The organism is Sphingobacterium sp. UBA2610, assembly GCF_002339225.1.
Taxonomy (GTDB): Bacteria; Bacteroidota; Bacteroidia; order Sphingobacteriales; family Sphingobacteriaceae; genus Sphingobacterium; species Sphingobacterium multivorum.
In genome coordinates this window covers 587,408-612,521 of the sequence record NZ_DDKA01000023.1, presented here as the reverse complement: position 1 = coordinate 612,521, position 25,114 = coordinate 587,408, and the positions used below count along the sequence as shown (strand labels likewise).

19 protein-coding genes are annotated in these 25,114 nt (G+C 41.4%); 16 read left to right on the top strand and 3 right to left on the bottom strand.

Features of this window, described 5'->3' with window-relative positions:
* Positions 1 to 229 precede the first annotated feature (229 nt).
* From B4Z47_RS18400 to B4Z47_RS18390, 3 genes are all read left to right on the top strand, one after another.
* Complete coding sequence (locus tag B4Z47_RS18400; RefSeq protein WP_084823277.1) at positions 230 to 1,621, top strand: 3-keto-disaccharide hydrolase; 1,392 nt, start codon at positions 230 to 232, stop codon at positions 1,619 to 1,621.
* An 11-nt stretch (positions 1,622 to 1,632) separates the two neighbouring features.
* Positions 1,633 to 3,048 carry a Gfo/Idh/MocA family protein gene (locus B4Z47_RS18395; RefSeq protein WP_115047935.1) on the top strand — a complete coding sequence of 472 codons (1,416 nt, stop codon included), beginning with the start codon at positions 1,633 to 1,635 and terminating at the stop codon, positions 3,046 to 3,048.
* Positions 3,049 to 3,496: 448 nt separating this feature from the next.
* Positions 3,497 to 3,994 carry a DinB family protein gene (locus tag B4Z47_RS18390; protein WP_115047937.1) on the top strand — a complete coding sequence of 166 codons (498 nt, stop codon included), beginning with the start codon at positions 3,497 to 3,499 and terminating at the stop codon, positions 3,992 to 3,994.
* Between the two features lie 29 nt (positions 3,995 to 4,023).
* On the opposite strand, the gene B4Z47_RS18385 is transcribed toward B4Z47_RS18390, so the two are convergent.
* Positions 4,024 to 4,386, bottom strand: coding sequence for a winged helix-turn-helix transcriptional regulator (locus B4Z47_RS18385; protein WP_046676349.1), 363 nt, complete (start codon positions 4,384 to 4,386; stop codon positions 4,024 to 4,026).
* Positions 4,387 to 4,540: 154 nt separating this feature from the next.
* On the opposite strand from B4Z47_RS18385, the gene B4Z47_RS18380 reads away from it, so the two are divergent.
* On the top strand, positions 4,541 to 5,071 hold the full coding sequence (locus B4Z47_RS18380; RefSeq protein ID WP_115047939.1) for an NAD(P)H-dependent oxidoreductase: 531 nt from the start codon (positions 4,541 to 4,543) through the stop codon (positions 5,069 to 5,071).
* 115 nt (positions 5,072 to 5,186) lie between these two features.
* Here the strand turns inward: B4Z47_RS18380 and B4Z47_RS18375 are convergent, their stop codons facing one another.
* Positions 5,187 to 5,942, bottom strand: coding sequence for an SDR family oxidoreductase (locus B4Z47_RS18375; protein ID WP_070569450.1), 756 nt, complete (start codon positions 5,940 to 5,942; stop codon positions 5,187 to 5,189).
* Positions 5,943 to 5,992: 50 nt separating this feature from the next.
* Positions 5,993 to 6,382 carry a helix-turn-helix domain-containing protein gene (locus B4Z47_RS18370; RefSeq protein WP_046675721.1) on the bottom strand — a complete coding sequence of 130 codons (390 nt, stop codon included), beginning with the start codon at positions 6,380 to 6,382 and terminating at the stop codon, positions 5,993 to 5,995.
* Positions 6,383 to 6,618: 236 nt separating this feature from the next.
* On the opposite strand from B4Z47_RS18370, the gene B4Z47_RS18365 reads away from it, so the two are divergent.
* The 12 genes from B4Z47_RS18365 to B4Z47_RS18310 all read left to right on the top strand — a co-directional run bounded on the left by B4Z47_RS18365 (position 6,619) and on the right by B4Z47_RS18310 (position 24,918).
* Entirely contained in the window at positions 6,619 to 7,299 is a 681-nt protein-coding gene (locus B4Z47_RS18365; RefSeq protein ID WP_046675722.1) for a response regulator transcription factor, read from the top strand.
* A 2-nt stretch (positions 7,300 to 7,301) separates the two neighbouring features.
* Positions 7,302 to 8,648 carry a sensor histidine kinase gene (locus tag B4Z47_RS18360; protein ID WP_115047940.1) on the top strand — a complete coding sequence of 449 codons (1,347 nt, stop codon included), beginning with the start codon at positions 7,302 to 7,304 and terminating at the stop codon, positions 8,646 to 8,648.
* Positions 8,649 to 8,738: 90 nt separating this feature from the next.
* Positions 8,739 to 10,010, top strand: coding sequence for a TolC family protein (locus tag B4Z47_RS18355; RefSeq protein WP_115047942.1), 1,272 nt, complete (start codon positions 8,739 to 8,741; stop codon positions 10,008 to 10,010).
* The gene (locus B4Z47_RS18350; RefSeq protein ID WP_115047944.1) at positions 10,010 to 11,116 is read left to right on the top strand and encodes an efflux RND transporter periplasmic adaptor subunit; all 1,107 of its coding nucleotides are present in this window, start codon (positions 10,010 to 10,012) and stop codon (positions 11,114 to 11,116) included. Before B4Z47_RS18355 ends, B4Z47_RS18350 begins: the two co-directional genes overlap by 1 nt.
* 1 nt (position 11,117) lies before the next feature.
* Entirely contained in the window at positions 11,118 to 14,213 is a 3,096-nt protein-coding gene (locus tag B4Z47_RS18345; RefSeq protein ID WP_115047946.1) for an efflux RND transporter permease subunit, read from the top strand.
* Between the two features lie 402 nt (positions 14,214 to 14,615).
* Positions 14,616 to 15,515 carry a dihydrodipicolinate synthase family protein gene (locus B4Z47_RS18340; RefSeq protein WP_070569465.1) on the top strand — a complete coding sequence of 300 codons (900 nt, stop codon included), beginning with the start codon at positions 14,616 to 14,618 and terminating at the stop codon, positions 15,513 to 15,515.
* Between the two features lie 169 nt (positions 15,516 to 15,684).
* Positions 15,685 to 17,142, top strand: a complete 1,458-nt coding sequence (locus B4Z47_RS18335; protein ID WP_112374152.1) for an aldehyde dehydrogenase (NADP(+)) — start codon at positions 15,685 to 15,687, stop codon at positions 17,140 to 17,142.
* A gap of 38 nt (positions 17,143 to 17,180) precedes the next feature.
* Complete coding sequence (locus B4Z47_RS18330; protein WP_046675727.1) at positions 17,181 to 18,179, top strand: 4-hydroxyproline epimerase; 999 nt, start codon at positions 17,181 to 17,183, stop codon at positions 18,177 to 18,179.
* A 23-nt stretch (positions 18,180 to 18,202) separates the two neighbouring features.
* Entirely contained in the window at positions 18,203 to 19,465 is a 1,263-nt protein-coding gene (locus tag B4Z47_RS18325) for an NAD(P)/FAD-dependent oxidoreductase (protein WP_115047948.1), read from the top strand.
* A gap of 31 nt (positions 19,466 to 19,496) precedes the next feature.
* On the top strand, positions 19,497 to 21,269 hold the full coding sequence (locus B4Z47_RS18320; protein WP_201303502.1) for a DUF885 family protein: 1,773 nt from the start codon (positions 19,497 to 19,499) through the stop codon (positions 21,267 to 21,269).
* Between the two features lie 6 nt (positions 21,270 to 21,275).
* Positions 21,276 to 22,700, top strand: coding sequence for an APC family permease (locus B4Z47_RS18315; protein ID WP_115047950.1), 1,425 nt, complete (start codon positions 21,276 to 21,278; stop codon positions 22,698 to 22,700).
* Positions 22,687 to 24,918 carry a S9 family peptidase gene (locus B4Z47_RS18310; protein WP_115047952.1) on the top strand — a complete coding sequence of 744 codons (2,232 nt, stop codon included), beginning with the start codon at positions 22,687 to 22,689 and terminating at the stop codon, positions 24,916 to 24,918. Before B4Z47_RS18315 ends, B4Z47_RS18310 begins: the two co-directional genes overlap by 14 nt.
* Positions 24,919 to 25,114 lie beyond the last annotated feature (196 nt).

Genomic DNA, 25,114 nt, shown 5'->3' with positions numbered 1-25,114 from the left:
TTTCGTAAATAAATCAGATCATTTGATTCATTTCACTTATATTAATTGATATTATTGTTTCGCTGAGTCAAATGATTAATGACTGCTTAGTAAATGATATGTATCAGGCTTGAATGTGGAGAAGCTGTGGATTGATAATTTTCAATAAATTGGCCAGACACACGTTGTAAGTTACAAACCAATGATGAATAAATAAACCGGGTCAATAGACTCAAGATTAAATTTTACAATGAAAAGAAATACACTATTTAAATCTGTTTTGATGGCTGCTATGGTCGGCAATGCTGTTATGTCGTATGCCCAGACAGATAAGAGTAATGAGAAAGGTTGGACGAACCTTTTTGATGGAAAAACGCTAAATGGCTGGAAGTCTGTCGGCGGAAAAGCACCTTATTCTATAGAGGGCGATGCTATCGTAGGTCGAATGACAAAAGGTACACCCAATTCTTTTTTGATCACTGAAAAAGAATATGGTGATTTCATATTGGAGCTGGATGTTAAACTTGAAGGCAATGAAACAAACTCAGGTATTCAGACACGGAGCCATCTTGATCCAAAGGCTAATGATGGACGCGGACGTGTATATGGAAGGCAAGTAGAAATAGACCCCTCTGCCCGTGCTTGGACAGGTGGAATCTATGATGAGGCGCGTCGTGGATGGATTTATCCACTCGATTTAAATGAAAATGCTAAAAAAGCCTATAAAGTAGAGGAATTCAATCATATTCGAATTGAAGCCATTGGTGATGAGCTGCGCACTTGGATCAACGATATTCCTGTTGCTTATGTCGTTGATACGATCGATAGATCTGGCTTTATCGGGTTGCAGGTGCATGGTATTCCACCTAAACTGGATGGAAAGAAAGTGTACTTTAAGAATATTAAAATAAAAACAACCGACCTCAAATCAAAAGGTTTTCCAAAAGATCTTTATATCGTGAACTTGAAGCCAAACGACTTGGCTGACGCTGAAAAGAAGAAAGGTGTTAAGCTTTTGTTCGACGGTAAAACCAATAAGGGCTGGCGGAGTATACATGGCGATAAATTTCCGGAACGCGGTTGGGAAGTTAAGGATGGCCAAATGACTGTGCTAAAATCTGACGGTGGTGAATCGACCAATGGTGGCGATATCGTCACAAAAGATAAATACGCGGTGTTTGATCTTTCATTTGAATTTAAGCTTAGTCCGGGAGCCAATAGTGGTGTTAAGTATTTTGTGACTTTAAAAGAAAAATCAAAAGGATCGGCTATTGGTTTGGAATATCAAGTGCTGGATGATGCTTTACATCCTGACGCGAAGTTGGGACGTGACGGAAATCGTACCTTGGCATCGCTTTACGATCTCATTACATCCAATCGTGATGATCGCGCGCGTAGACCGATCGGCGAGTGGAATAGAGGTCGAGTTGTGGTCACAGCAGATAACAAAGTTGAACACTATTTAAATGGCATTAAGATGTTGTCTTATGAGCGGGGATCCAAAGCGTTTAAAGATTTAGTTCAGATCAGTAAATACAAAGATTGGGAAAACTTTGGCGAAGCGAAGGAAGGTTTTATTCTTCTCCAGGACCATGGTGATCGTGTTTCATTTCGCAGCATAAAAATTAATACACCGAATTAAGCCTATCTCTTATGAATCATTATTTATCGCGCAGAAGCTTTGTTAAACAGTCCGTTATCGCTGCAGGAGCGGTTATGCTGTCCAAAAGTGTATTGGGGAATGTCAATTTGGCCAAACCAAATGAACGTGTCAACTTAGCCTGTGTAGGCTTGGGAAACAGGGCTGCCGACATCATTAAAGAACTCTATAAAACAGGACTCTGTAATATTGTTGCGCTATGTGATGTCGATCTTGGTGCGAAACATACGCAGGAAATTTTGGGTTTGTTTCCCGATGCACCGAAGTTTAAGGATTTCAGGGTAATGTTTGACAAAATGGGAAATCAGATTGATGCTGTAAGTGTCGGAACTCCTGATTTTTCGCATTTTGCCATAACGATGCTTGCACTGGATTTAGGTAAACATGTCTACGTGGAAAAACCAATGGCGAGAACATTCCTTGAAGTCGAACTAATGGCAAATAAAGCTCGGAAAAACCCTAAGCTTGCTACGCAAATGGGAAATCAAGGGCACTCCGAAGCAAATTACTTTCAGTTTAAAGCCTGGAAGGATGCCGGCATTATTAAGGATGTGACACGCATCGATGCGCACATGAATATGCCGCGTAGATGGCATGGCTGGGATGTAAATATAAAGGGTTTTCCTGCCGCAGAAATGATCCCCGAAACATTAGATTGGGATCTTTGGCAAATGCAGACTATTGGCCATAATTATAATAAGGATTTTGTGAATGGTCAATGGCGCTGTTGGTATGATTTTGGAATGGGGGCTCTGGGCGATTGGGGGGCACATATATTGGATACAGCACATGAATTTTTAGATTTGGGGCTGCCTACAGAAGTGTCTGCTGTGAAGCTCGACGGGTATAATTCCTATTTTTTCCCTATGTCTTCAACCTTGAAATTTCATTTCCCAAAAAGGAAAAAGATGCCAGCAGTCGATATCAATTGGTATGATGGACTGGATAATTTGCCACCTATACCCGAAGGCTATGGTGTATCTGGATTGGATCCCAATATTCCTGCACCTAGTACAGGGAAATTGGAACCCGCCAAACTAAATCCTGGGAAAATTATCTACAGCAAGGATTTGATATTTAAAGGTGGCTCCCATGCCAGTACCTTGCAGATTATTCCAGCAACGAAAGCCAAGGAAATGGAGTCTCGGTTACCGGAAGTGCCAAAATCACCGTCAAACCACTTTGCTAATTTCTTGAAAGGTTGTAAAGGCGAAGAAAAAACCCGCTCGGCTTTTGAAATTGCAGGTCCTCTGAGCCAAGTATTTTGCTTGGGTGTAATTGCACAACGCTTAAACAGTAAGTTGATATTGAATACGCAGACAAAAGAAGTGACCAATGATAAGTTTGCCAACGCACTCTTAGCCGGACCTCCACCAGCAAGAGGTTGGGAGCAATATTATAAGATGTAAAGGCCATTAAATGGGTATCTAAAAGAAAGGGCAATGTGAACATTGCCCTTTTTATGTTTGAAATGAAAAGCCTTTATAACCTATCCTGCTTTTAATGGGAAGATGGACGTACTTTTTCTCGATTCGGTGATATGATAAAGGATGATGGAAGATTATATTTTTGCAGTCATTTATAAAAAAAGGTTTTCAAACGGGGAGAATGAAAACCTTAAATAACCAATTATAAACCTAAATTATGATGACACAAATGTAAGTGTATTTACTACACTATGCAAATTTATTTTAAAAAATAATTGAATCGACTTTAAACAAGCTATAGGAAGTAGCTATTTTTATAGGAGTAAACTGTATTTTTGACGAAACGGACTGCTATCTGCATTCTTTTTAAACGCTGTAGCTTTATGGATTTTAAAAAGCATCCGCGTAGACTTTTAGCTATTTTAAAAGCATGGAAAATTTAGAAGTATGGATGCGTGGACCTATTGAAGGGGTTCCCGCTCTTCTCCAACCTGTTGCGCATGCACTTTTGCAAGTTGAAGAAGATGTTTTGAAGTATACCGCACAAATATCCTCAGCGCAGCTTTGGACAAAACCGGGTGGCAACGCCAGTATAGGTTTTCACCTGCAACATATTCGTGGAGTAATCGATCGCATGTTTACTTATGCCGAAAATAAATCCTTAACGGATAAACAATTTGACGACCTCCGTCAGGAAGGTCTAGAAAATAGTGCTTTAAGCGTGATATCGCTTGTAGAAAACTTACATCGGCAGATTCAGCAATCTTTGCAAAAACTGGCGTTAATTGATCCGGACACCTTGACGGAACTACGTTTCTTGGGTAGAAAACGGATCCCTACTACGTTGATTGGTTTGTTGTTCCACGCTGCAGAGCATGCACAGCGTCATGTCGGCCAATTACTGGTAACAGCACGATGTATGAACTAAAAACAACCTTTCGTTCTGTCAGCTAAAGTCTAAGATTTTTGAACCTGTTGTAACTTCTCTCCCCATTTCCCTAGTTCTCGAATAATTGGTTTGAGTTCATATCCCAGTGCAGTCAGCTCATAAAGTACACGTGCCGGGACTTCTGCATATACAGTACGTTTAATAATGTTATCATCTTCTAGCTTGCGCAATTGTAAGGTGAGCATACGTTCAGTGATACCCGGTAAACATTTTTTGATTTCAGAATAACGTAGCGCGCCATTGATGAGATAGCAGCATATGGCTAGAGCCCATTGACCACCAATCACATTAGCGGCAAAAACTTCGGGGCAATTATGCTCAAGTTGCTTTTTATTTGAAAAGTTAGTGGAGCTCGTCTTGATTTTAGTCATACGCACATTTTTTATAGTACCTAACATTGGGTTACAGATAAGCCAAAATAGGAATTATGTCGCTATTTTTAAATCATAGTCCTGTCGTTTATTAAAACTGCCGCTACGAATCGGCTAAATGTGGTGACTTGTGCATATATAGATACATAATAAAATGAAAACATTAATAGTCGTTATTCACCCCAATTTTGCTGCTTCCGTCGTAAATAAAAGTTGGGTTAAGGCCTTGGAAAATCAACCTGAGTTGTATGACATCCATCAATTGCACCAAGTCTATGCTGATGGTAAAATTGATGTCTTGGCCGAGCAGCAGATGATAGAGAAATATGATAAAATTGTCTTTCAATTTCCCTTTTATTGGTTTAATTGTCCGCCGTTTTTCAAGCAATGGCTGGATGAAGTGCTTACTTATGGATGGGCTTATGGTAAGAACAGTGGCTACAAATTGGAAGGAAAGAAAATTGCATTAGCAATTTCTGCTGGGATAGACGAGCAGGAGTATAGGGAGACAGGAAAGTATAAATATAGCATGGATCAATTAACAAGTCCTTTTGAAATTACTTTTGATTATGTTAAAGCGGATTATCAAAAACTTTTCGTCTTTTATGGAATTGAAAAAGAGTCATCTACCGCATGGGAAGAAGAGGGCGTGACGCGCTATCTCCGTTTTTTGGAGCAACTCTAGTTAATAAATATCAGGGCTTGTTTATTGTTGCTTAGCTTTTGTGATATACGAATCAATCCAAAGAAATAGGCTTATCAAGAAAGCATCTTTCTCAAGATGCTTTCTCTTTGTTGTTTTACCGTGTTGTATAACCACCATTGGCAAAAATGGTCTGCCCCGTTATCCACCAACCATCGGTGACCAAGAATTCCACCAAAGGCGCAATGTCTTTTATATCGGTTAGCCCACCTAATGCTGAAGCAGATTTATGGTAAGCAACAGCGTCTTCGCTTTCCTGTCCATAGAAAAATGGCGTATCCATTGGCCCCGGGGCTACAGCAGTAACCGAAATTCCCCGTTCTCCAAATTCTTTTGAAGCAGCTCGCGTAAAATGCTCTACTGGAGCTTTCAGTCCTTCATAAGTAGAGTATAATCCCGTATAGGCCGCCAATAATGAGGTAACAATCGTACAGATTTTGCCATTTGCATTCAGTTTTTTACCCGCCTCCCGAATAAAGAAATAAGCAACTTTTGAATTGATGTCACTCATGCTGTCATATTCTTCGACCGTGGTATCCACAATTGGCTTTTTCAATACTTTACCGACCGTATTAATGGCGATATCTACGCCACCAAACTGCTCAATTGCAACATCAAAAAGTTTCGTGATATGCTCAATTTTTGTCAGGTCCGCCTGCACTAATATTGCTTCTGCCCCCGCGGATTTGACAGCTTCCAGAGTTTGTTCAGCGTCTGCTTTGGTATTTTCACTATTGTAATGGATCACCAGCTTTGCCCCTTGAGCCGCAAAATCCCGACTTAATAATCCGCCAAGGTTTTTTGCACCACCAGCGATAAGGACAACTTTTCCTTTTACATCATTTCTTGCCATAATAATTTAAATTTTGATTATAGCAAATCTCACAAATGTTAAGGAACCTCTTATGGTGAACTTTTCGCTTTTTTCAATTGACGAAATTGTGATGGCGACATGCCTTCATATTTTTTAAAAAATTTGGTGAAGTTGGACGGGTCGTATGTCAGCATCTGTGCAATTTTCGCAATGGTCAGATCGCTATTAATGAGTAGGTCTTTGATACAAGCTAATATTTTTTGTACATAAAAATAGCAGGGGTGATTTCCGGAAGTTTCCTGTATAATCTTGATAAGATGCTTTTGTGAAACACAGAGTATGTTGGCGATATCCTGAAGCTCCATCATATCTATGCTGTCTCCACGAACCAATTCCGCTAAATGACGATCTAAAAAGTTAAAATATTGAATCGTAATCTCTTCACTTCTTTTTCTATTGGAGAGCAATGCTGTGTTCATTTTAATTCCTTTCCGAATTGTTAGGTTAAATATAAACAAATAATACTGGACGTAATATTTTTTACCTGAATAATCGAGAATTCCGCATAATGGACTCGTCAACGTTATAGACAAAGATTTTTATCCTCGACACTGCTCTTGATCACCCGAACGATTAATTTGTAAATTCGTATACTTGTAGAATTCTAAGAGAAATTCGTAATTTTTATAATCCCGCATAAAAATAAACTGAGTATATGCAGATACTTTTAGTAGAAGACGATCGCCGTATTAGCAGCTTTGTTGTTAAAGGTCTAGAAGAGATGGGCCACAAGGTCATTTTGGTTGAATCTGCGGAAGCGGCACGTGAATGGATCAATGCGGATTCATTGGACATTGTCGTACTTGATATTATGTTGCCCGGAATAGATGGTATACAATTTACGAAGATGATCCGATATCGAAAAAATCATATTCCAATATTGATTTTAAGTGCCTTAGGAGAAGTTGAAGATAAAGTCGAGGCCTTGGAAAGTGGTGCTGATGATTTTCTTGTCAAACCCTTTTCCTTTAAGGAATTGGTTAGCCGTATCAAAGCCTTGGTACGCCGCGACAATTATAAAAACGTACCAAAGGATAGCTGCGTAGAAATTCATGATTTAAAAGTGGATCTTGAACGGTATGAAGTCCATAAGAATGGTAAAAATATCGATCTATCACCTAAAGAATTTAAACTGTTGAAGTATCTGATCGAAAATCGCAATAAAACCCTTTCAAGAACAGCGATCTTACAGGCCGTCTGGGGAATTGATTTTGATAATAATACCAATGTTGTCGATGTATACGTTTCTTATTTAAGAGGTAAGATTGATGCGGGGAGTGATACCTCCATTATCAAAACGGTGAAAGGGGTAGGTTATATGCTCACAACGGACTGACCATGAATTTAAAGATTCGACTCACACTCTTTTCTACCTTGGTATTCACCATCATTTTTGGGCTTGCAACGCTAGTCATCTACTGGATATTTTATAATTCTTCTGAACGACATCTGATAAGCTCGCTGGAAAAAAATGCGAAGATAGCCGGTATTTATTACCTTGAAGCGGACGAACAGAGCCCGCTAAAGCACATGGAATCCAAAAATCAATATGAAAGTCTGGTCAAGCGCGCGATGGTAGCCGTTTATAACGCAGCGGGGAAGGTGAGTTATGGTGGTATGCGGTTTGATAATCAAATTAATACAGATTTGCTGAACCAGCTGAAAACAGACAAAACGGTTTATTTTAAAACAGCCGATAGCTTTTATTTTGGTTTGTATTATCCCGATAATCAGGGCGATTTCTTTGTGTTTGTCAAAGAGTCCAGCGCAGATTTTGATCATCAGTTGAACCGTTTACTCATTACGCTTGTCTTTGTTTTTCTCATTGCATTGATTAGTATTGCCTTGTTGTCGGTCTGGCTGAGTAAGTATGCTTATCTGCCCATTCGTAAAGTGATCCAAGAAATTCAGCATAAAGATTTAAGTACCATTCAGGAGCCCTTGACCGCCATAAAAACCAAGGATGAACTCCAGGATCTGATTGAAAGTTATAATGCACTCCTACGTCGGATCAGTGAAAATATGATTATCAGAAAGAACTTTGTAAGTTATGTTTCCCACGAGTTCCGAACGCCTTTAGCGGGTATCCTGGGCTCAATGGAGGTCTTCGGCGCAAAAGTTAGAACGGAGGAAGAATACCGTGAACTGGCCGAAACCATTACCGAGCATGTGAATTTTCTGAATCAGCTTATTGGTAATTTTCTATTACTGACCGAAGATCAGGCCCTGAAACGTTCCCTGGAAACCTTTCGTATCGATGAGATCGTGTGGGACCTTGTACCTAAATTTTCGAGATCATTTGCCGTACCCTTGAAAGTCGATATAGAGGTCGACGAACCACAATACTTTAATTTTCGGGGCAACAAGATGCTCGTCTCCCTTTCGATCTCTAATTTAATCGAAAACGCACTGAAATATGCAAATGGGCAAGAAGTGCTTATCCGAATGACCAGTGCAGATGGCAGACTGTCTTTACAAATTATAGATCACGGCATCGGTATCCCAAAGGCCGAACTGGAGTCTGTGAAACAGACTTTTTATCGTGGGTCAAATGTCGGTCAGGTGAAGGGCAGCGGCATAGGCCTCTCATTTGCGCAAATCGTTTTTAAGGATCAGGGCGTAGACTTTGATATTCGCTCGAACCATCTGGGAACTACCGTATCACTGCTATTCCCTAAATTCTAATCCTTTTCTAATCTCTTCTAATTAAACTTTAATTTAACCTAAAGTTGCCTGTAATCTCTGTCCGTTAGTTTTGTGGAAATTCAAAATTAAGTGAGAAAGCTACGTATTACATTATTTTTACTTCTTGGCCTGAGTAGCAAACTATTTTCACAGGAAGCGGTTGAAAGCCGTTTACGAAAATCGGAGATTGAACAGGTGTTCCTTGCGCATAACCTGAGCTTAATGGCACAACGTTTTCATATACAACAGGCTGATGCAGCAGTACTTCAGGCAAAGCTCTGGCCCAATCCAACGATCTCAATCTCAGAGGTCAATCTTTGGAAAAATTCCAGCAGCGAATCCTTTCCTGCGCTGATCGGTCATTATGGTAAATATCAGCAGCTGGCTGTTGAGCTGGAACAGACGATCGAAATGGCCGGGAAACGGAAAAAAAGGGTGCAATTGCAGCTTTTGGAAAAAGAGAATGCCCGGCTTCAATTTGAAGAATTATTGCGGAATTTGAAATATGATCTCCGGAGCCAATGCCTCGAACTACAGATCTTACAGGAAAAAGAACAATTATACAGTAGTCAGGTCGATATTTTTCAGACCCTAGCGAAGTCCTTTCAAAATCAATGGAAAGAAGGCAATGTGAGTGAAATGGACTATCTCAGGATTGAAAGTGAGTCGATTGCATTTGGGAATAAACTCAACGAAATCCAGCAGGAAAAAATTGCAAAAATGAATACAGTTGCGAGCTATCTAGGAGATAAGGGGACTGCACTTTACATTTCGGATACGATAGGTATGCCACTTTTTCTCCTGGGGACGAAACAGGAATGGAAAATGATGGCCCTGGAAAACCGTAGCGACTATAAAATCATCCACAATACCTGGAAGAAAAGTAATGCGCAGTTGGAAATCGAAAAAGCAGAACGTACACCAGATCTCAAAGTATCAATGAATTATGACCGGGGCGGAAATATCATGCGCGATTTTATAGGCCTGGGTGTTGCTATGGATCTTCCTTTATTTAATCGAAACCAGGGCAATATCAAAGTTGCTCAACTGGAACTTGAGAAAAACAAAGTTGAAATCGCACAATTTCGTATCGATATTGAACGAGAGATCGAGTTCCTTTCGGCGCGTTTGAGCAATCTCGAATCGAGCTTGAAAACGATGGATACAGGCTTTGATCGTAAACTGGATGTCGCGCTTGAACGCTATATCCGCAATTTTCAAGAACGACGGTTGACCATCGTTGAATTTATAGACTTTATCAATAATTACATGGAAAACAAAGAATCAATATTGGAGCGCAGGGCAAAATACCTTCAGTATAAGGAAGAATTGACGTATTTAATCGGAAAGGACATTGTCTAATGAAAGGGAACTTTTTAATGCCACTGACACTCCTGTCCATATGTTTATTGTGGAGCTGTCAATCAACGAAAAATGAAGAGCAGGTTACGCCGCCAACTAAAGGTTTTTGCCTTAGCGCAGATTTCAAAAACCAAATTAAAATTGATTCGATTCAGAAGCGGGCGGTATTTGAACAGATCGCTTTAAATGGGGTCATTCAATACGATCAGGATGAGCTTGCTGCACTAAAGAGCCCGATACCCGGTATCGTGCAGTCTGTCTCCGTCAAGATGGGTGATTATGTGGAGAAGGGACAGATTCTTGTATCGCTTAAAGGGACCTCGGTTAATGATTTAGGAAAGGAGCTGCGTGAGCTGGAGAATAGCAAGCGCTTGGTGGAGAGTAAATTGGCAAGTCTTCGCAGTCTACTGAAAGATGGTTTGGCTTCCCAACGGGAACTAGAAGAGATGGAAAGCGAATTGAAAGCCACACAAATCGGAATACGTCATGTAAAGGCCAATATGAACCTGCTCAATGGATCATCAGAAAATGGTCTATTTTACATTCGTGCACCCAAAGCGGGTTATATAGTCGATAAAAAGGTGAGCCCCGGTATGACAGTTGGTGATGATGCCGAGTTACTCTCGGTAAGTAAACTAAATGAAGTATGGGTTTCGGTCAATATTTATGCAAATAATTTACCTTTTGTGAAAAATGGTGCGCCTGTCAAAATCACCACGTTAGCCTATAAAGGGGAATCTTTTGATGGCTATATTGATCAGGTAGCCAATTTCTTCGATCCTGAAGAACGTGTCGTCAAGGCGCGTGTAAAGTTGTTGAACAAAGACCTGAGGTTAAAGCCGGGCATGAGTGTGGATGTATTGGTGGAAAAAGCTGTTTCAGGACAAGAACAGCAGATGCTGGCTATTCCCAAAGATGCCATCATTCTGCATAATAACCAGAATTTCGTGGTGCTGTACAAAAATGACTGTGATCTGTCCGTAAAGCCTGTGGATATTGTTGCTGAGAATGAAACCTATGCTTTTGTCAAAACAGGAATAGCCGAGGGAGATCAGGTGCTGACAGAAAATGAGCTGATTGTATTTGATGAATTGATAAATAGATAGGATGAAGAAAGTTGTACAAAATATTGTTTCGTTTTCATTGAAACACTCCTTGGTCGTCCTATTTTTTACGTTGGCATTATTATTCGGCGGGATATACGCCTACCTGCATACACCGATTGAAGCTTTCCCCGACGTCACCAATACACGGGTCAGGATTATCACACAATGGCCGGGACGTAGTGCTGAAGAAATCGAGAAGTTCGTCACATTACCGGTAACCAAAGAGATGAATACCATCCCAAAGAAAACGGATGTTCGTTCGATCTCCTTGTTTGGCTTATCCGTTGTAACGATCCAATTTGAGGATGGTGTAGAGGACTTTTATGCCCAGCAGTATGCGGGTAATAAGATGCGTTCCATCGATTTGCCGGACGGCGCGGAAAGCTCCATCGAACCACCTTCGGGTGCTACCGGAGAAATTTTTCGCTATGTGGTGAAGAGCAATCTTCCGATTAAAGAAGTTTCTGCCATTCAAGATTGGGTGATCGAAAGGGAACTTGTGGGGGTGCCAGGTGTGGCGGACGTCGTGAGTTTTGGGGGGGAGGAAAAGATCTATGAAATAAAGATCAACCCAACAGAGCTGGCGAATTATAACTTGTCGCCACTGGACGTATATGAAGCCGTATCGCGTTCGAATATCAACGTCGGTGGGGATGTGATCCAGAAAGGAAATCAAGCCTATGTCGTTCGTGGGGTAGGTTTATTGGATAAGATCGACGATATTGGTAATATTTTGATCAAGGTGGTCGGCAATACACCGATTCTAGTCAAACATGTAGCCGAAATAGAACTGGGCGCAAAGCCACGACTTGGCCAAGTGGGACTCAATCAGGAAGATGATCTTGTACAGGGAATAGTCATTATGCTGCGGGGAGAAAATCCTTCGGCTGTCGTCACAAGGCTAAAGGCAAAAATCGAAGAGCTAAACCAACGTATTTTACCCGAAAATGTCAAGATCGAACCCGTTATAGATCGTACTAAACTGGTGAATAATACCGTGCATACGGTTTCCAAAAACCTGATAGAAGGGGTTATTCTGGTTTCGATTATTGTCTTTATCTTTTTGAACAACTGGAAGACAACCTTTATTGTTGCCTCGGTCATTCCACTGGCTTTCCTCTTTGCGATTATATTATTGAAAATACAAGGTTTGCCGGCCAATCTGATTTCAATGGGGGCGTTGGACTTTGGACTCTTGCTCGAAGGAACATTGGTAATCGTCGAGACTGTTTTTGTCTCTTTGGAAAAAGAGGCCCATCGGCTTGGGACGGAACGCTTTAATAAAATCTCCAAGCTAGGGATCATAAAAAAAAGTGCAGGTTCTGTTGCAGGGTATATCTTTTTTGCACTATTGATTTTAATTGTCGCACTGACTCCTATTTTCTCTTTTCAAAAGGTGGAAGGAAAAATGTTCTCACCATTAGCCTTTACGCTCGGTTACGCCTTGTTGGGGTCCTTGATCCTGAGTTTGACCTATGTGCCTGCGATGTGTAAATACTTATTAAAAAAGAACATCAAAGAAGATGAAAATAAGATCACTAAAGTCAGCCGTAATGCCATTTTTAAAGGTTTTAAAAAGGCTTTTGACCATCCAAAATGGACATTGTCTATTTTTATGGTTGTCTTGTTCGTCTGTATGTTCCGGTTTAGCCATTATGGTTCCGAGTTTCTTCCAAAATTGAATGAGGGTGCAATCTATGTTCGCGCAACCTTACCCAATAGTGTCAACCTGGAAGAATCGGTGAAGCTGACCAAAACAATGAAAACAAAACTGATGAAGCAGTTTGACGAGATCGACTTTATAATGACACAGACAGGCCGTCCCAATGATGGCACGGATCCAACAGGCTTTTTTAATATTGAATTTAATATTGAATTGAAGCCCGAGGGGGAGTGGAAACGTAAACTTTCCAAAGAGAAATTGATCAGTCAGATGCGGGATAGCCTGCAGACTTTTCCTGGAATCAACTTTGGCTTTAGCCAGCCGATTCAGGATAATGTGGAGGAGTATGTGGCCGGGGTAAAAAGTCCACTAGTTATCAAAATCTTTGGTGAAAACTTACAAGATTTAGAGAATAAGGCCAATAAGTTTGCAGAGTCACTAAAAAAGGTCAATGGCATTACGGATGTCAATGTTTTTAAAAATATAGGTTTGCCAGAACTCCGCATTCAACTGCATGATTCAAAAATGGCTAAATATGGCGTTTCAACCAAAGATGTGCAGTCCGTGATCGAAATGACTATCGGGGGGCAATCTGTGACACATTTCTACGAAAATGAGCGGATCTTTGATGTTCGCCTGCGCTTCCAAAAATCATACCGCGACAACCCCGAGAAGATCGGAAATATCATTATTCCGACGATGAATGATCAGAAAGTACCCCTACGGGAGATCGCAACAATAGATTATCATACCGGGCCGGCATTTATTTACAGAGAAGGGAATTCCCGCTATATTGGTGTTGGCTTCAATATTGAAGGTCGAGATTTGGGAAGCACAATTGCCGATGCGAAAAAACAGATAGAAAGAGATGTGAAACTGTCCAAATCCTATAAGGTCGTCTGGGCTGGTGAATTCGAAAGCAAGGAACGGGCAACAAAACAACTGATGAATGTTGTGCCAATTTCGTTGATTTTGATCTTACTCTTGCTGTATGCCAATTTTGGTAATGTCAAAGATACGCTGATTTCTTCACTGACCCTCGCCTTTGCTTTTATTGGTGGATTCATTTCCTTGTGGATTACTGGAACGACATTTGGAATTTCGGCCGGTATCGGATTTATTATTCTCTTTGGCGTAGCCACGATTGATGGTATTGTCTTAATCGGGATTATGAAAGAAAATCTGTTGAATAAAATGCGCTTGAAACCTGCTATTTATGAAGCTGTCAAAAGCCGGATCAGACCCATCTTAATGATTGCATTAATGGGGGCGATGGGCTTATTGCCAGCTGCACTTTCAAACGGTATGGGGTCTGAAATTCAAAAACCCCTGGCGATTATGATTGTTGGTGGATTGATTATTTGTATGATTCTCTCGTTTTCAGTACTACCTATTGTTTTTTACTTCGCTTATAAGAAGGAGAACCGCGATTAGTTACCCATTTTTAATTATTATATACGATACAAAGGTTGCCTATCCGACAGTGCAACCTTTGTTATTTTTAACATGCAGCTGTACGTTTCGTAATAGCGATCCAAAGTTGAAGCGAATAGCGATATATCGTTTACATGCTATTTTGTGTAAATCTTGTTATAAATGTTGAATTTACATTTAAGTTCCTTAAATTAAGCCTCAACATAAAAAGCACTTCGTTGAAGTTTTGCCGAGATAATTTATAAAGCTGTATTTAAAATTAGAAAAAACATTCTTTTGAATCCTCGTGAGTTGTATTTACGAGAAAAGGTCAATATTAGGTCAGTGTTGATTAATTCATAAGAAGACTGAACGTACTATTCCAGATAGATTTGTGATAAAGAAATATTAAAATAATACGCTATGGCACAATTTAAATGGGAAGGAATATATCCTGCAATGTTATCACCATTTGATGAAAATGGAAATTTGGATTTTGATATGTTTGGTAAAAACATTGAAGCACAATTGGATGGAGGTGTTCACGGTTTGATTATCGCTGGATCATTGGGGGAAGCAAGTGTTTTGACTACAGAAGAAAAGTATGATTTATTGACCTATGCGTTGAAACTTGTTGGTGGTCGTGTACCCGTATTGCTAAATATTGCAGAAAATACAACTGCTGCTGCGATCAAAGTGGCGCAGACCAGTGAGGAATTGGGAGCCGATGGTTTGATGTTATTGCCACCAATGCGCTATAGAGCCGATGATAGAGAAGCTGTCGCTTATTTTCGTGCTGTTGCACAAAGTACCAAACTGCCAATTTTAATCTATAATAACCCAGTTGACTATAGTACTTATGTATCGTTGGATATGTTTGAAGAACTATTGTTGGAACCAAATATCCAGGCAGTGAAAGAATCTACACGAGATTTAACCAATATCACGCGTTTGAAAAATCGTTTTGGTGATCGATTAAAGATTATGGCCGGTGTAGATACCTTGGGGCTCGAGTCTTTAATGTTAGGGGCTGATGGGTTAGTCGCTGGATTGGTGGACGCATTCCCAAGAGAAACAGTGGTTATGTATGATCTTGTGAAAGCTGGTGAATATAAAAAAGCGGTAGAAATATACCGTTGGTTTATGCCTTTGTTGGAATTGGATATTCATCCTAAATTGGTCCAATACATTAAATTGGCCGCTACAGCTGAAGGAATTTCAACACCTTATACACGCGCGCCGAGATTACCGTTGATCGGTGAGGAAGAACAACGTGTGAAAAAAATTATTGCAGATTCAATCGCAACGAGACCACAATTATAGGAATGCTTCTGAACTCTCTGGATGAGAGTTCAGGAAATTTTCTTTTTAGAACCAAGTAAAAATACGCGAAAAGGACCTTCTTATTATATTGAGTAACCGCAAGGAATGAAAATATAGGGAAGGTTTTTATTGATTTTTGAAGATACTAGTTACCATAAAAACAAAAGGAATGGATAGAAACGAAAATGAGATTGATTACGTCGTAAAACAGGCGGAGGCTGGATTTCAGTTTCTTCAACAAACGGATGTCATCGAACGAGCGGAATTGATGTATGCCATTGCCGCTGAAATTGAGGAATTGGGCGAAATATTGATTGAAACGGCTCATCTGGAAACGGCACTACCTTTGGGAAGACTGCAGGGTGAAAAGGCGAGAACAGTCAATCAATGGCGTCGATATGCCGATGCCGTTCGTACTGGTTTATACAGTGAAGCTCGGATAGATCGGGATCCAAATGGCCAATTTGATTTAAGGAAATATAATAAAGGACTTGGTCCAGTGGTCGTCTTTGGCGCGAGTAATTTTCCTTTCGCCTTTTCAACTGCTGGCGGAGATACTGCAAGTGCCATTGGTGCCGGCTGTTCAGTCATCGTAAAGGCTCATCCTGCGCATCTTAAAACCTCCCAATTAATGGCTGACGCCATTGATCGTGCGGTTTCAAAACAGGGCGTTCCGACTGGTGTTTTTAATCATGTGCTGTCAGATTCATTTGCTGTTGGGCAACAGTTGGTTAGCCATAAACAGGTAAAGGCTGTGGCATTCACAGGTTCATTTCGTGGCGGAAAAGCCTTGTTTGATTTAGGGCAGTCGAGACCTGAACCTATTCCGGTATTTGCTGAAATGGGAAGCGTAAATCCGGTTTTTATTTTGCAAGACTACCTCGCTAATCATCTGGAAGCATTTGCAAAGCAGTATATTGGATCATTACTCCTCGGTGTAGGGCAGTTTTGTACTAATCCGGGTGTATTGGTAGGCTTGGCGGGCGAACCGTTCGATCGGCTCAAACTGGCCCTAAAGAGCGAACTAAAATCTGCTGCTACAGGGAAAATGTTACATGCGGGTATTCTGGATAGCTACAATCGCCTAAAAGGCGAAATGGTTCAATCGGAAGGGATCAGCGTATTGGGGGAAGGCGAAGGTAATACACCACATGATTTTGCCCGGGCTGTACTTGTCGAAACTGAAGCCAGTCAGGTATTAAACAATCCCAACTTGCTGGAAGAGGTTTTTGGACCTTTTGGGCTGATTGTATCCTGTAACGACCAAAATGAGATGAATCTTGTCATGCAACAGCTTGATGGGCAGATTACCCTGACTTTCGCTGCCACGGCGCAGGACATACATGAATGCCCGGCTCTTTTTGCAATGGCTCAGGACAAATGCGGAAGACTGCTGTTCCAAGGTATGCCAACAGGCGTAGAGGTTCAGTATGCCATGCAGCATGGCGGACCTTATCCAGCAACCACAGATGCTCGTTTTACTTCAGTAGGGCCAGATGCGGTAAAACGGTTCGTCCGACCTTTTAGCTTCCAGAATTGGCCGAATGAGTTTTTACCTAAAGAGCTACAAGACGGAAACCCATTACAAATTGATCGTCTGGTCAATCAACAATGGACGAAAGCATAATATAGATAAATGACCATATAAACAACAAGGACTCAGAAATGAAGAAGACTTTTTTTTGTATTGATTCGCATACCTGTGGTTGTCCCGTACGATTGGTTGCAGGGGGAACCCCATTGCTAGCGGGTAATTCCATGATGGAGCGCAGATTGCATTTTATACGTGAGTACGACTGGATTCGCAAAGGATTGATGTTTGAACCAAGGGGACATGACATGATGAGTGGAAGTATGCTTTATCCACCATTTGATCCGCAAAACGATATCGGCGTTCTTTATATTGAGACCAGTGGTTGTCTGCCTATGTGCGGACACGGAACGATCGGTACCGTAACGATTGCCATCGAGGAGGGGCTCGTTCAACCTAAAATTCCCGGAAAATTAAGGTTGGAAACTCCGGCAGGACTTGTACATATCGATTATGTTCAAGAGGGTCCTAAGGTGAAAAGCGTAAAGCTTACTAACGTCAAGTCTTTTTTATATGCTGAAGGGCTAACGGTAGACTGTCCAGATTTAGGAATTATCAGCGTAGATGTTGCCTACGGTGGCAATTTCTATGGTATTATTGATCCCCAGGCTAATTTTGACGATATCAGTTCTTATTCTGCGAGCCAATTGATCCATTATGGGAAAATAATTCGTCAACTGCTCAACGAAAAATATGCTTTTGTTCATCCCGAAGATGCGAATATTCATGGGTTGACACATATCCAATGGACAGGTAATCCAACGCTTCCCAACTCGTCCGGACGCAACGCCGTACTGGTTGGCGATAATGCCTTGGATCGTTCTCCTTGTGGTACAGGTACTTCGGCGCGTATGGCACAGTGGTACGCGAAAGGGAAGCTTAAAAAAGGAACGGAATTTATACATGAAAGTTATATTGGTTCACAATTTACCGGCAAAATTGAAGCGGAAACAACCGTGGATGGTAAGCCTGCTATTGTGCCGTCCATCGAAGGCTGGGCACGGATAACAGGATATAATACCATTTTTTTGGATGATGAAGATCCTTATTTTGGCGGTTTTCAGGTGATTTAATACATTAATAAGAAAAGAGCAACGTGAAAGAAAATAATAGAGGTACAGTTGTTGTAATAGGTGCTGGAATTGCTGGTCTTGCTTCGGCCTATTACCTGGTGAGAGATGGTTGGGATGTGAAAATCCTGGAAAAAAATACTTTGGACAATAATTGTTCTTATGGCAATGCAGGCATGATCGTCCCCAGTCATTTTACGCCCTTGGCAGCCCCCGGGATAGTCGCGCAAGGAATAAAGTGGATGTTCAATAGTAAAAGCCCCTTTTATGTACGGCCTTCGCTCAATCCGCGGTTGATCAATTGGGGTCTGAAATTCCTAAAACATGCCAACCGCACGCATGTGGAGCAACATGCTTCCGCCATACGTGACCTGAATCTCTATAGCAGCCGCTTGTATGACGAACTGGCCCAAGAAGATAATTTTGATTTTGAACTGAAGCAGAATGGTATCCTGATGATGTATAAATCGAAAGAAATGCAACATGAGGAGATTGAGCTGGCGCATCGTGCACAGGACCTCGGACTCGATGTCGATATCCTCGAAGGAAATACCGTTCAAGAACTGGAACCTAATCTGAAGCTAGATGTATTGGGTGCTATACTTTATCGCTGCGATGGAAAACTATATCCACCCAAGTTAATGCAGCAATTGATTCAATACCTGAAAGCCGCAGGTGTTGCTTTTTTCGAAGAAACTGAAGTCCATAAATTTATGACGGCCGGAAATAAGATTAAAGAGGCAATCAGCAATAAAGGAAGTTTTCAGGCAGACGCTTTTGTCTTGACTGGCGGTGCTTATTTGCCGCAGCTGACTTCAAAGTTGCATTTAAATACACCGCTTATGCCTGGAAAAGGATATTCTTTTATGTATCAGCCCCAGGGCGAGCAGACCTTGAATCATGCGGCATTATTACTGGAAGCTCGTGTTGCTGTAACCCCCATGAATGGCCAGATCAGATTCAGTGGTACGATGGAATTGGGACCTGCAAATGACCGGATTTATGAAAACCGCGTCCGTGGAATTGTAGAATCTATTCCTAAATATTATCCAGAATTGAAGGTCGATTACCCAAGCGAAAAAATATGGTACGGTTACAGACCCTGCTCACCTGATGGATTGCCTTATCTGGGACGCTTGAAAAAATTTGATAATGCTATTGTTGCCGGTGGCGGTGGGATGATGGGCTTGAGCCTGGGCCCAGCTTATGGGAAAGTTGTTGCAGATTTATTGGCAGGACAGAAAATAGAGTCTGAAATCGCTGGTTTTAGGCCGGATCGTTTCGACTGATAAAATTATGATATAAACCAACACCTAAATTATGAATCGTTCTTTTTCTTTTAAAGCCCCCAAAACATTGTTTTATGGACTACTCTTTCTATTCCCGGTATCCACACATGCACAAAAGATGAAATTATACGACCATACAACTCCTTTAGAACCTTATATCGTGCAATACGGGCACGATGTTGAGGCAATCAACTATTTCTATGGTCCGATGCCCAAAGGCTGGGGCAATCAACAGGCTGCAGCATCGCCCGAACAGCTGGCTCGTCTTCAACGTTTGGATAACGAATATTTGAACAAATTGGACAAATTTCCCTATGAAGAACTTGAAACATCTGGGCAGGTGGATTTTATCTTACTGAAGCGCAAACTAAAAAGTGATCTCCTTGCACTGAAAGAACATGAGTCGAATTACAACAGGTTATCCCTGTATTTACCTTTTGCACAACGAATATTTAAACTCGAAAAGGAACGTCGTCGAGGAAAACGTTTGGCGGGAGAAGATGTCGCGAAAGAGCTGACGCGGGTTGTCGATGAAATCGATCGATCGATAACCGCTTTGCAAGAAAAGACCAATATTCCTGATGCAGATGTGAACTTTTTGGTTGGCCTATTAAATTCTTTGGATTTAAGGATAACAAGCACCTTCGATTTCTATAATGGATACGACCCTGAATTTACCTGGTGGGTACCCGTCATATTTCAACAGGTGAAAAGTAAATTGTCGGATTATAAGGAGAAATTAGCCGCAAAAAGCGACCGGAAAGTTTTTGATGATGGTAGCCAGATTGCGGGTGTGCCGATTGGCGAAAAAGAAATAAACCGAAGACTCAAAGCTGAAATGATCAGTTATACAGCTGCCGATCTGCTAAAATTGGCTGATCAAGAGTTTAAATGGTGTGAAGCAGAGTTATTGAAAGCGAGTCGTGAAATGGGGTTTGGAGACGACTGGCGGGCAGCACAGGAGCAGGTTAAAAACTCCTACGTTCCCATTGGGAAACAGCCGGAACTCATCCTGAAATTGTATAACGATGCACAGCAGTTTATTCAAAAAAATAAACTCATGGATATTCCTGAACTGGCAGATGAAACTTGGGGAATGATCATGATGACCCCAGAACGTCAGCGTGTCAACCCTTTTTTTACGGGTGGTCGGGAAATTAGTATATCATATCCAACCAACACGATGGATCAACAGGCAAAATTGATGAGTATGCGTGGTAATAATCCTTATTTCTCCCGCGGTACTGTGCAGCATGAATTGGTCCCCGGTCATCATTTGCAATATTTTATGAATAGGCGCTACAAGCCTTATCGCGAGGAAGCGTTTAATACACCCTTTTGGACAGAAGGATGGACACTTTATTGGGAATTATTATTGTATAGTAAAGGATTTGCCAAAACTCCCGAAGAGCGTATAGGAATGTTATTTTGGCGTATGCACCGCTGTGCGCGAATAACCTTTAGTATTAAATTTCATTTGGGTGAATGGACGCCGCAGCAATGCATAGATTACTTGGTAAACAGGGTGGGATTTGAGTCTGCTAATGCCCATGGTGAAGTAAAGAGGTCTTTTGAAGGTTCATATGATCCCTTATACCAGTTGGCTTATCTGGTCGGCGGATTACAACTGATGCGGATCAAAGAGGAGGTGGTTGATCAGGGTAAAATGTCATTTGCTGATTTTCATGATCGTGTGATTAAAGAAAATTACCTGCCCATGGAAATGCTAAGAGCGATTATCAAAGGCGAGCAATTAAAACCAGACCATGAGACAAATTGGAAATTCTATCATTTTAACAACTAGGTGTTTATGAGTGAGTCAAAACAAACTTTTCAAAAGTCGCTGGGATTGCTCGATGCAACGATGCTTGTTGTTGGAAGTATGATTGGTTCTGGAATTTTCATCGTTTCTGCAGATATCGCACGCAATACCGGTTCTGCGGGTTGGATGATGGTTGTCTGGCTAATCTGTGGATTTATGACTTTAACAGCAGCATTGAGTTATGGTGAACTCAGCGCGATGTTTCCCAAGGCCGGTGGCCAATATATTTATCTTCGGGAGGCTTATGGTCCCGTATTGAGTTTTGTATTTGGCTGGACATTTTTTGCTGTGATACAAACCGCGACAATCGCCGCCGTCGGCGTTGCGTTTGCTAAATTCACTGCCTACCTTTTCCCCTTTATGGACGAAGATGTCTATCTGCTTGAATGGTCAGATTACCGCGTCTCGGCAGCACAGGTGCTGGCCATTGCGGTCATTATGGTATTAACCTACATTAATTCAAGGGGTGTAAATAGCGGAAAGCGTGTGCAGACATCCATTACATTGATCAAAATTGGGAGCCTGTTGCTTTTGTTGCTCTTTGGCTTCCTGGCTTTGAAACATGAAGTTTGGGCTTTGAACTGGGACAATATTTCGCTTTGGTCCATGCGCCGCTTAAATGTGGATGGAACCTACACATCTTATGATGGGTTTTCAGCAATGGGTGCTTTTTCTGCGGCTATGGTCGGAGCCCTCTTCAGTAGCGATTCTTGGCACTCATCCTCAGCTGTAGCGGGCGAAATTAAGAATCCGCAACGCAATATCGGATTGAGTCTGGCATTGGGGACTTTGCTGGTCACCGTCATTTATCTCTTAACCAATTTAATGTATACCGGTATATTGCCTCTGGAGGCTATGGTCAATGCGCCAAAAGATCGGGTAGCGATGAGTGTCGCTCAAGAGGTTTTTGGCCCCTTTGGAATCACTATTATAGCGATTATGATCATGATTAGTACCTTCGGTTGCAATAATGGAATTATCCTAGCAGGAGCGAGGGTATATTACTCCATGGCCAAAGATGGTTTGTTTTTTAAAAGGGCGGGAAAGCTAAATGCACATGCGGTACCAGCTTGGGCACTCTGGATACAATGTGTCGCTGCGTCAATATGGTGTTTAAGCGGAAAATATGGTGACTTATTGGATATGATTACCTGTGTGGTGGTTATATTTTATGTCCTCGCAATTGCCGGTATTATTCGCCTCCGTATCACGCGTCCGGATTTGAACAGACCCTATAAAGCATTTGGATATCCTTTTCTCCCCATTCTTTATATTCTCATGGGGCTTGCCTTTATCGGCTTGATGGTTATTTTTAAGCCAAATTATACCTGGCCAGGAATTATCATTGCACTCTTGGGTATCCCTATCTATTATTTAATTAATCCTAAGCGAAGAAAGTATGAAGCTTCTTAGTACAGTGGTTTTGTTGTTGTCTGCGCAGTTTCTGTTTGGTCAAGGAACTTTGGTAGATTATACACGTGCACAAAACTTAAAAAAACAATTGACCAACAAAATCGAAAATCTGCCGGGTCAGTTTTATTGGAATGATCGGGGGGATCTGTTTTGGTATGATCGAAATACGGCGCAGGGAAAAGAGTACATTTTGGTCAATCCCCAGGCAAAAACAAAAGAACAGCTGTTTGATCTGACGAAGGTATTTTCCTTGGTGGATGAAAAGCTGGGACGAAAAGTCGAAAATCGTGTTATTTCCAATGATCAGATAAAATTGATGGACCAGGATCAGGTTTCGCTCGATATCGCGGGATACTTTTGGATTTGGAACCGCCGTTCCGCGCAATTGAGCCAGGGCGCTGCAAGTGGAAATAGAGATCGTAATCCGCGATATTGGGGACAACGTGAACAAGGAAATACGTATAGGGAAGTTGAATCTCCAGATAAAATACATGTTGCTTTTATCCGAAACAACAATGTCTTCCTAGCAAAGAAGGGTAATTTAAATCAGGCGCGACAAATTACGTTTGATGGCAATACAGCAAACTATTATAGTAATGATATTCAATGGGCACCGGATAGCCGGAAATTGGCTACAGTAAAAACACAAAAAATAGAGATCAGACAACTGACGCTGATCGAATCTTCCCCTAAAGATCAATTGCAGCCAAAGATTCAGACACGCGATTATGTCAAACCTGGTGATGAATTAGCGCAAAAACTACCCGTTTTATATGATCTCGAAAAAGATAAACTGTGGGTATTTGATGCAGAGCTTATACCGAATCAATTTTATGTTTCGGATTTATCCTGGCGAGATGACAGTAGGGCATTTACTTTTGAGTATAACAAACGCGGGCATCAAGTCTATGGCGTCATGCAAATGGATGCCAATAGCGGTATGTCCAGTTATTTGATCCGAGAACAAAATAAGACCTTTATCGATTATAGCGGTAAGAAATATCGGGAGGATCTAGCCGATGGAAAGGAAATTGTGTGGGCTTCTGAACGCGATGGATGGAACCACCTGTATCTTTATGATGGATCTACCGGAAAAGTGAAAAATCAAATAACGAAAGGAAATTGGGTTGTCCGGAAAGTTGTACATGTCGACGCTGATAAACGAACCGTCATTTTTGAGGGTAGTGGCATGAATGCTGTGGAAGATCCCTATTTGATCCATTATTATTCAATCGGTTTAGATGGAAAGGGCTTAAAACTGCTGACAGAAGAAAATGCAAATCATCAAGCTTTTTTCAATAAAGACTATTCCCAATTTGTGGATACATATTCCCGAGTCGATCAGCCGCCAATTTCAGTATTGCGCGACAACACTGGTCGTCTTATGATGGAACTGGAGAAAACAAACAGTAGTCAATTAGAAACGGTAGGCTGGCGTGCTCCGGAAGTCTTTAAAGCCAAGGGACGTGATGGTGCAACGGATATCTGGGGTATTATTATTCGACCGACCAATTTTGATCCAGCGAAAAGTTATCCTGTCATCGAATATATTTACGCGGGCCCGCATAGCTCTTTCGTGCCCAAATCATTCTACAGCAACCCGAGCGGGATGTATGAATTAGCAGAATTGGGCTTTATCGTGGTGCAGATCGATGGAATGGGGACGTCAAATCGTTCAAAGGCTTTTCATGATATCTGTTGGAAAAATCTGAAAGATGCGGGTTTTCCCGATCGGATAGCCTGGATGCAGGCTGCTTCAAAACAATACAAATACATGGATATCGGTAGGGTAGGGATCTATGGTACGTCGGCTGGCGGTCAAAGCTCGACGGGCGCGCTGTTATTCCATCCGGAGTTTTACAAAGTTGGCGTTTCCTCCTGTGGCTGTCACGATAATCGAATGGATAAAATATGGTGGAACGAGCAATGGATGGGTTGGCCTGTAGGACCTGAATATGCAGCGAGCTCCAATATTGAAAATGCCGCTAAACTGGAAGGAAATCTTTTATTGATTGTAGGTGAATTGGATGATAATGTGGATCCTTCATCCACTTTCCAATTGGTTGATGCCTTAATCAAAGCACGTAAGAACCATGATTTTATTATGGTTCCCGGGATGGGACATTCCTCTGGGGGAGATTATGGTGAACGAAAAAGAAGGGACTATTTTGTCAAACATCTACTTGGCGTAGACCCGCCTGCCTGGAATCAGTATTGATCTTTTCAATAGGATAATGATCCTATAAGGTAGGCCTAACGCCTGTTTTTCTGACAGTGTCCGATCTTATTGGTTAGAAAGAACCTTCAGTTTGCTTTCATTGCTGTTCGTGTATGCGAAGTCATAAAAGTTTTATTCCAATTGGGAATACAGATGAAGTGATAGGAATGCTTCAATAAATACAGCGCCCCGGAAA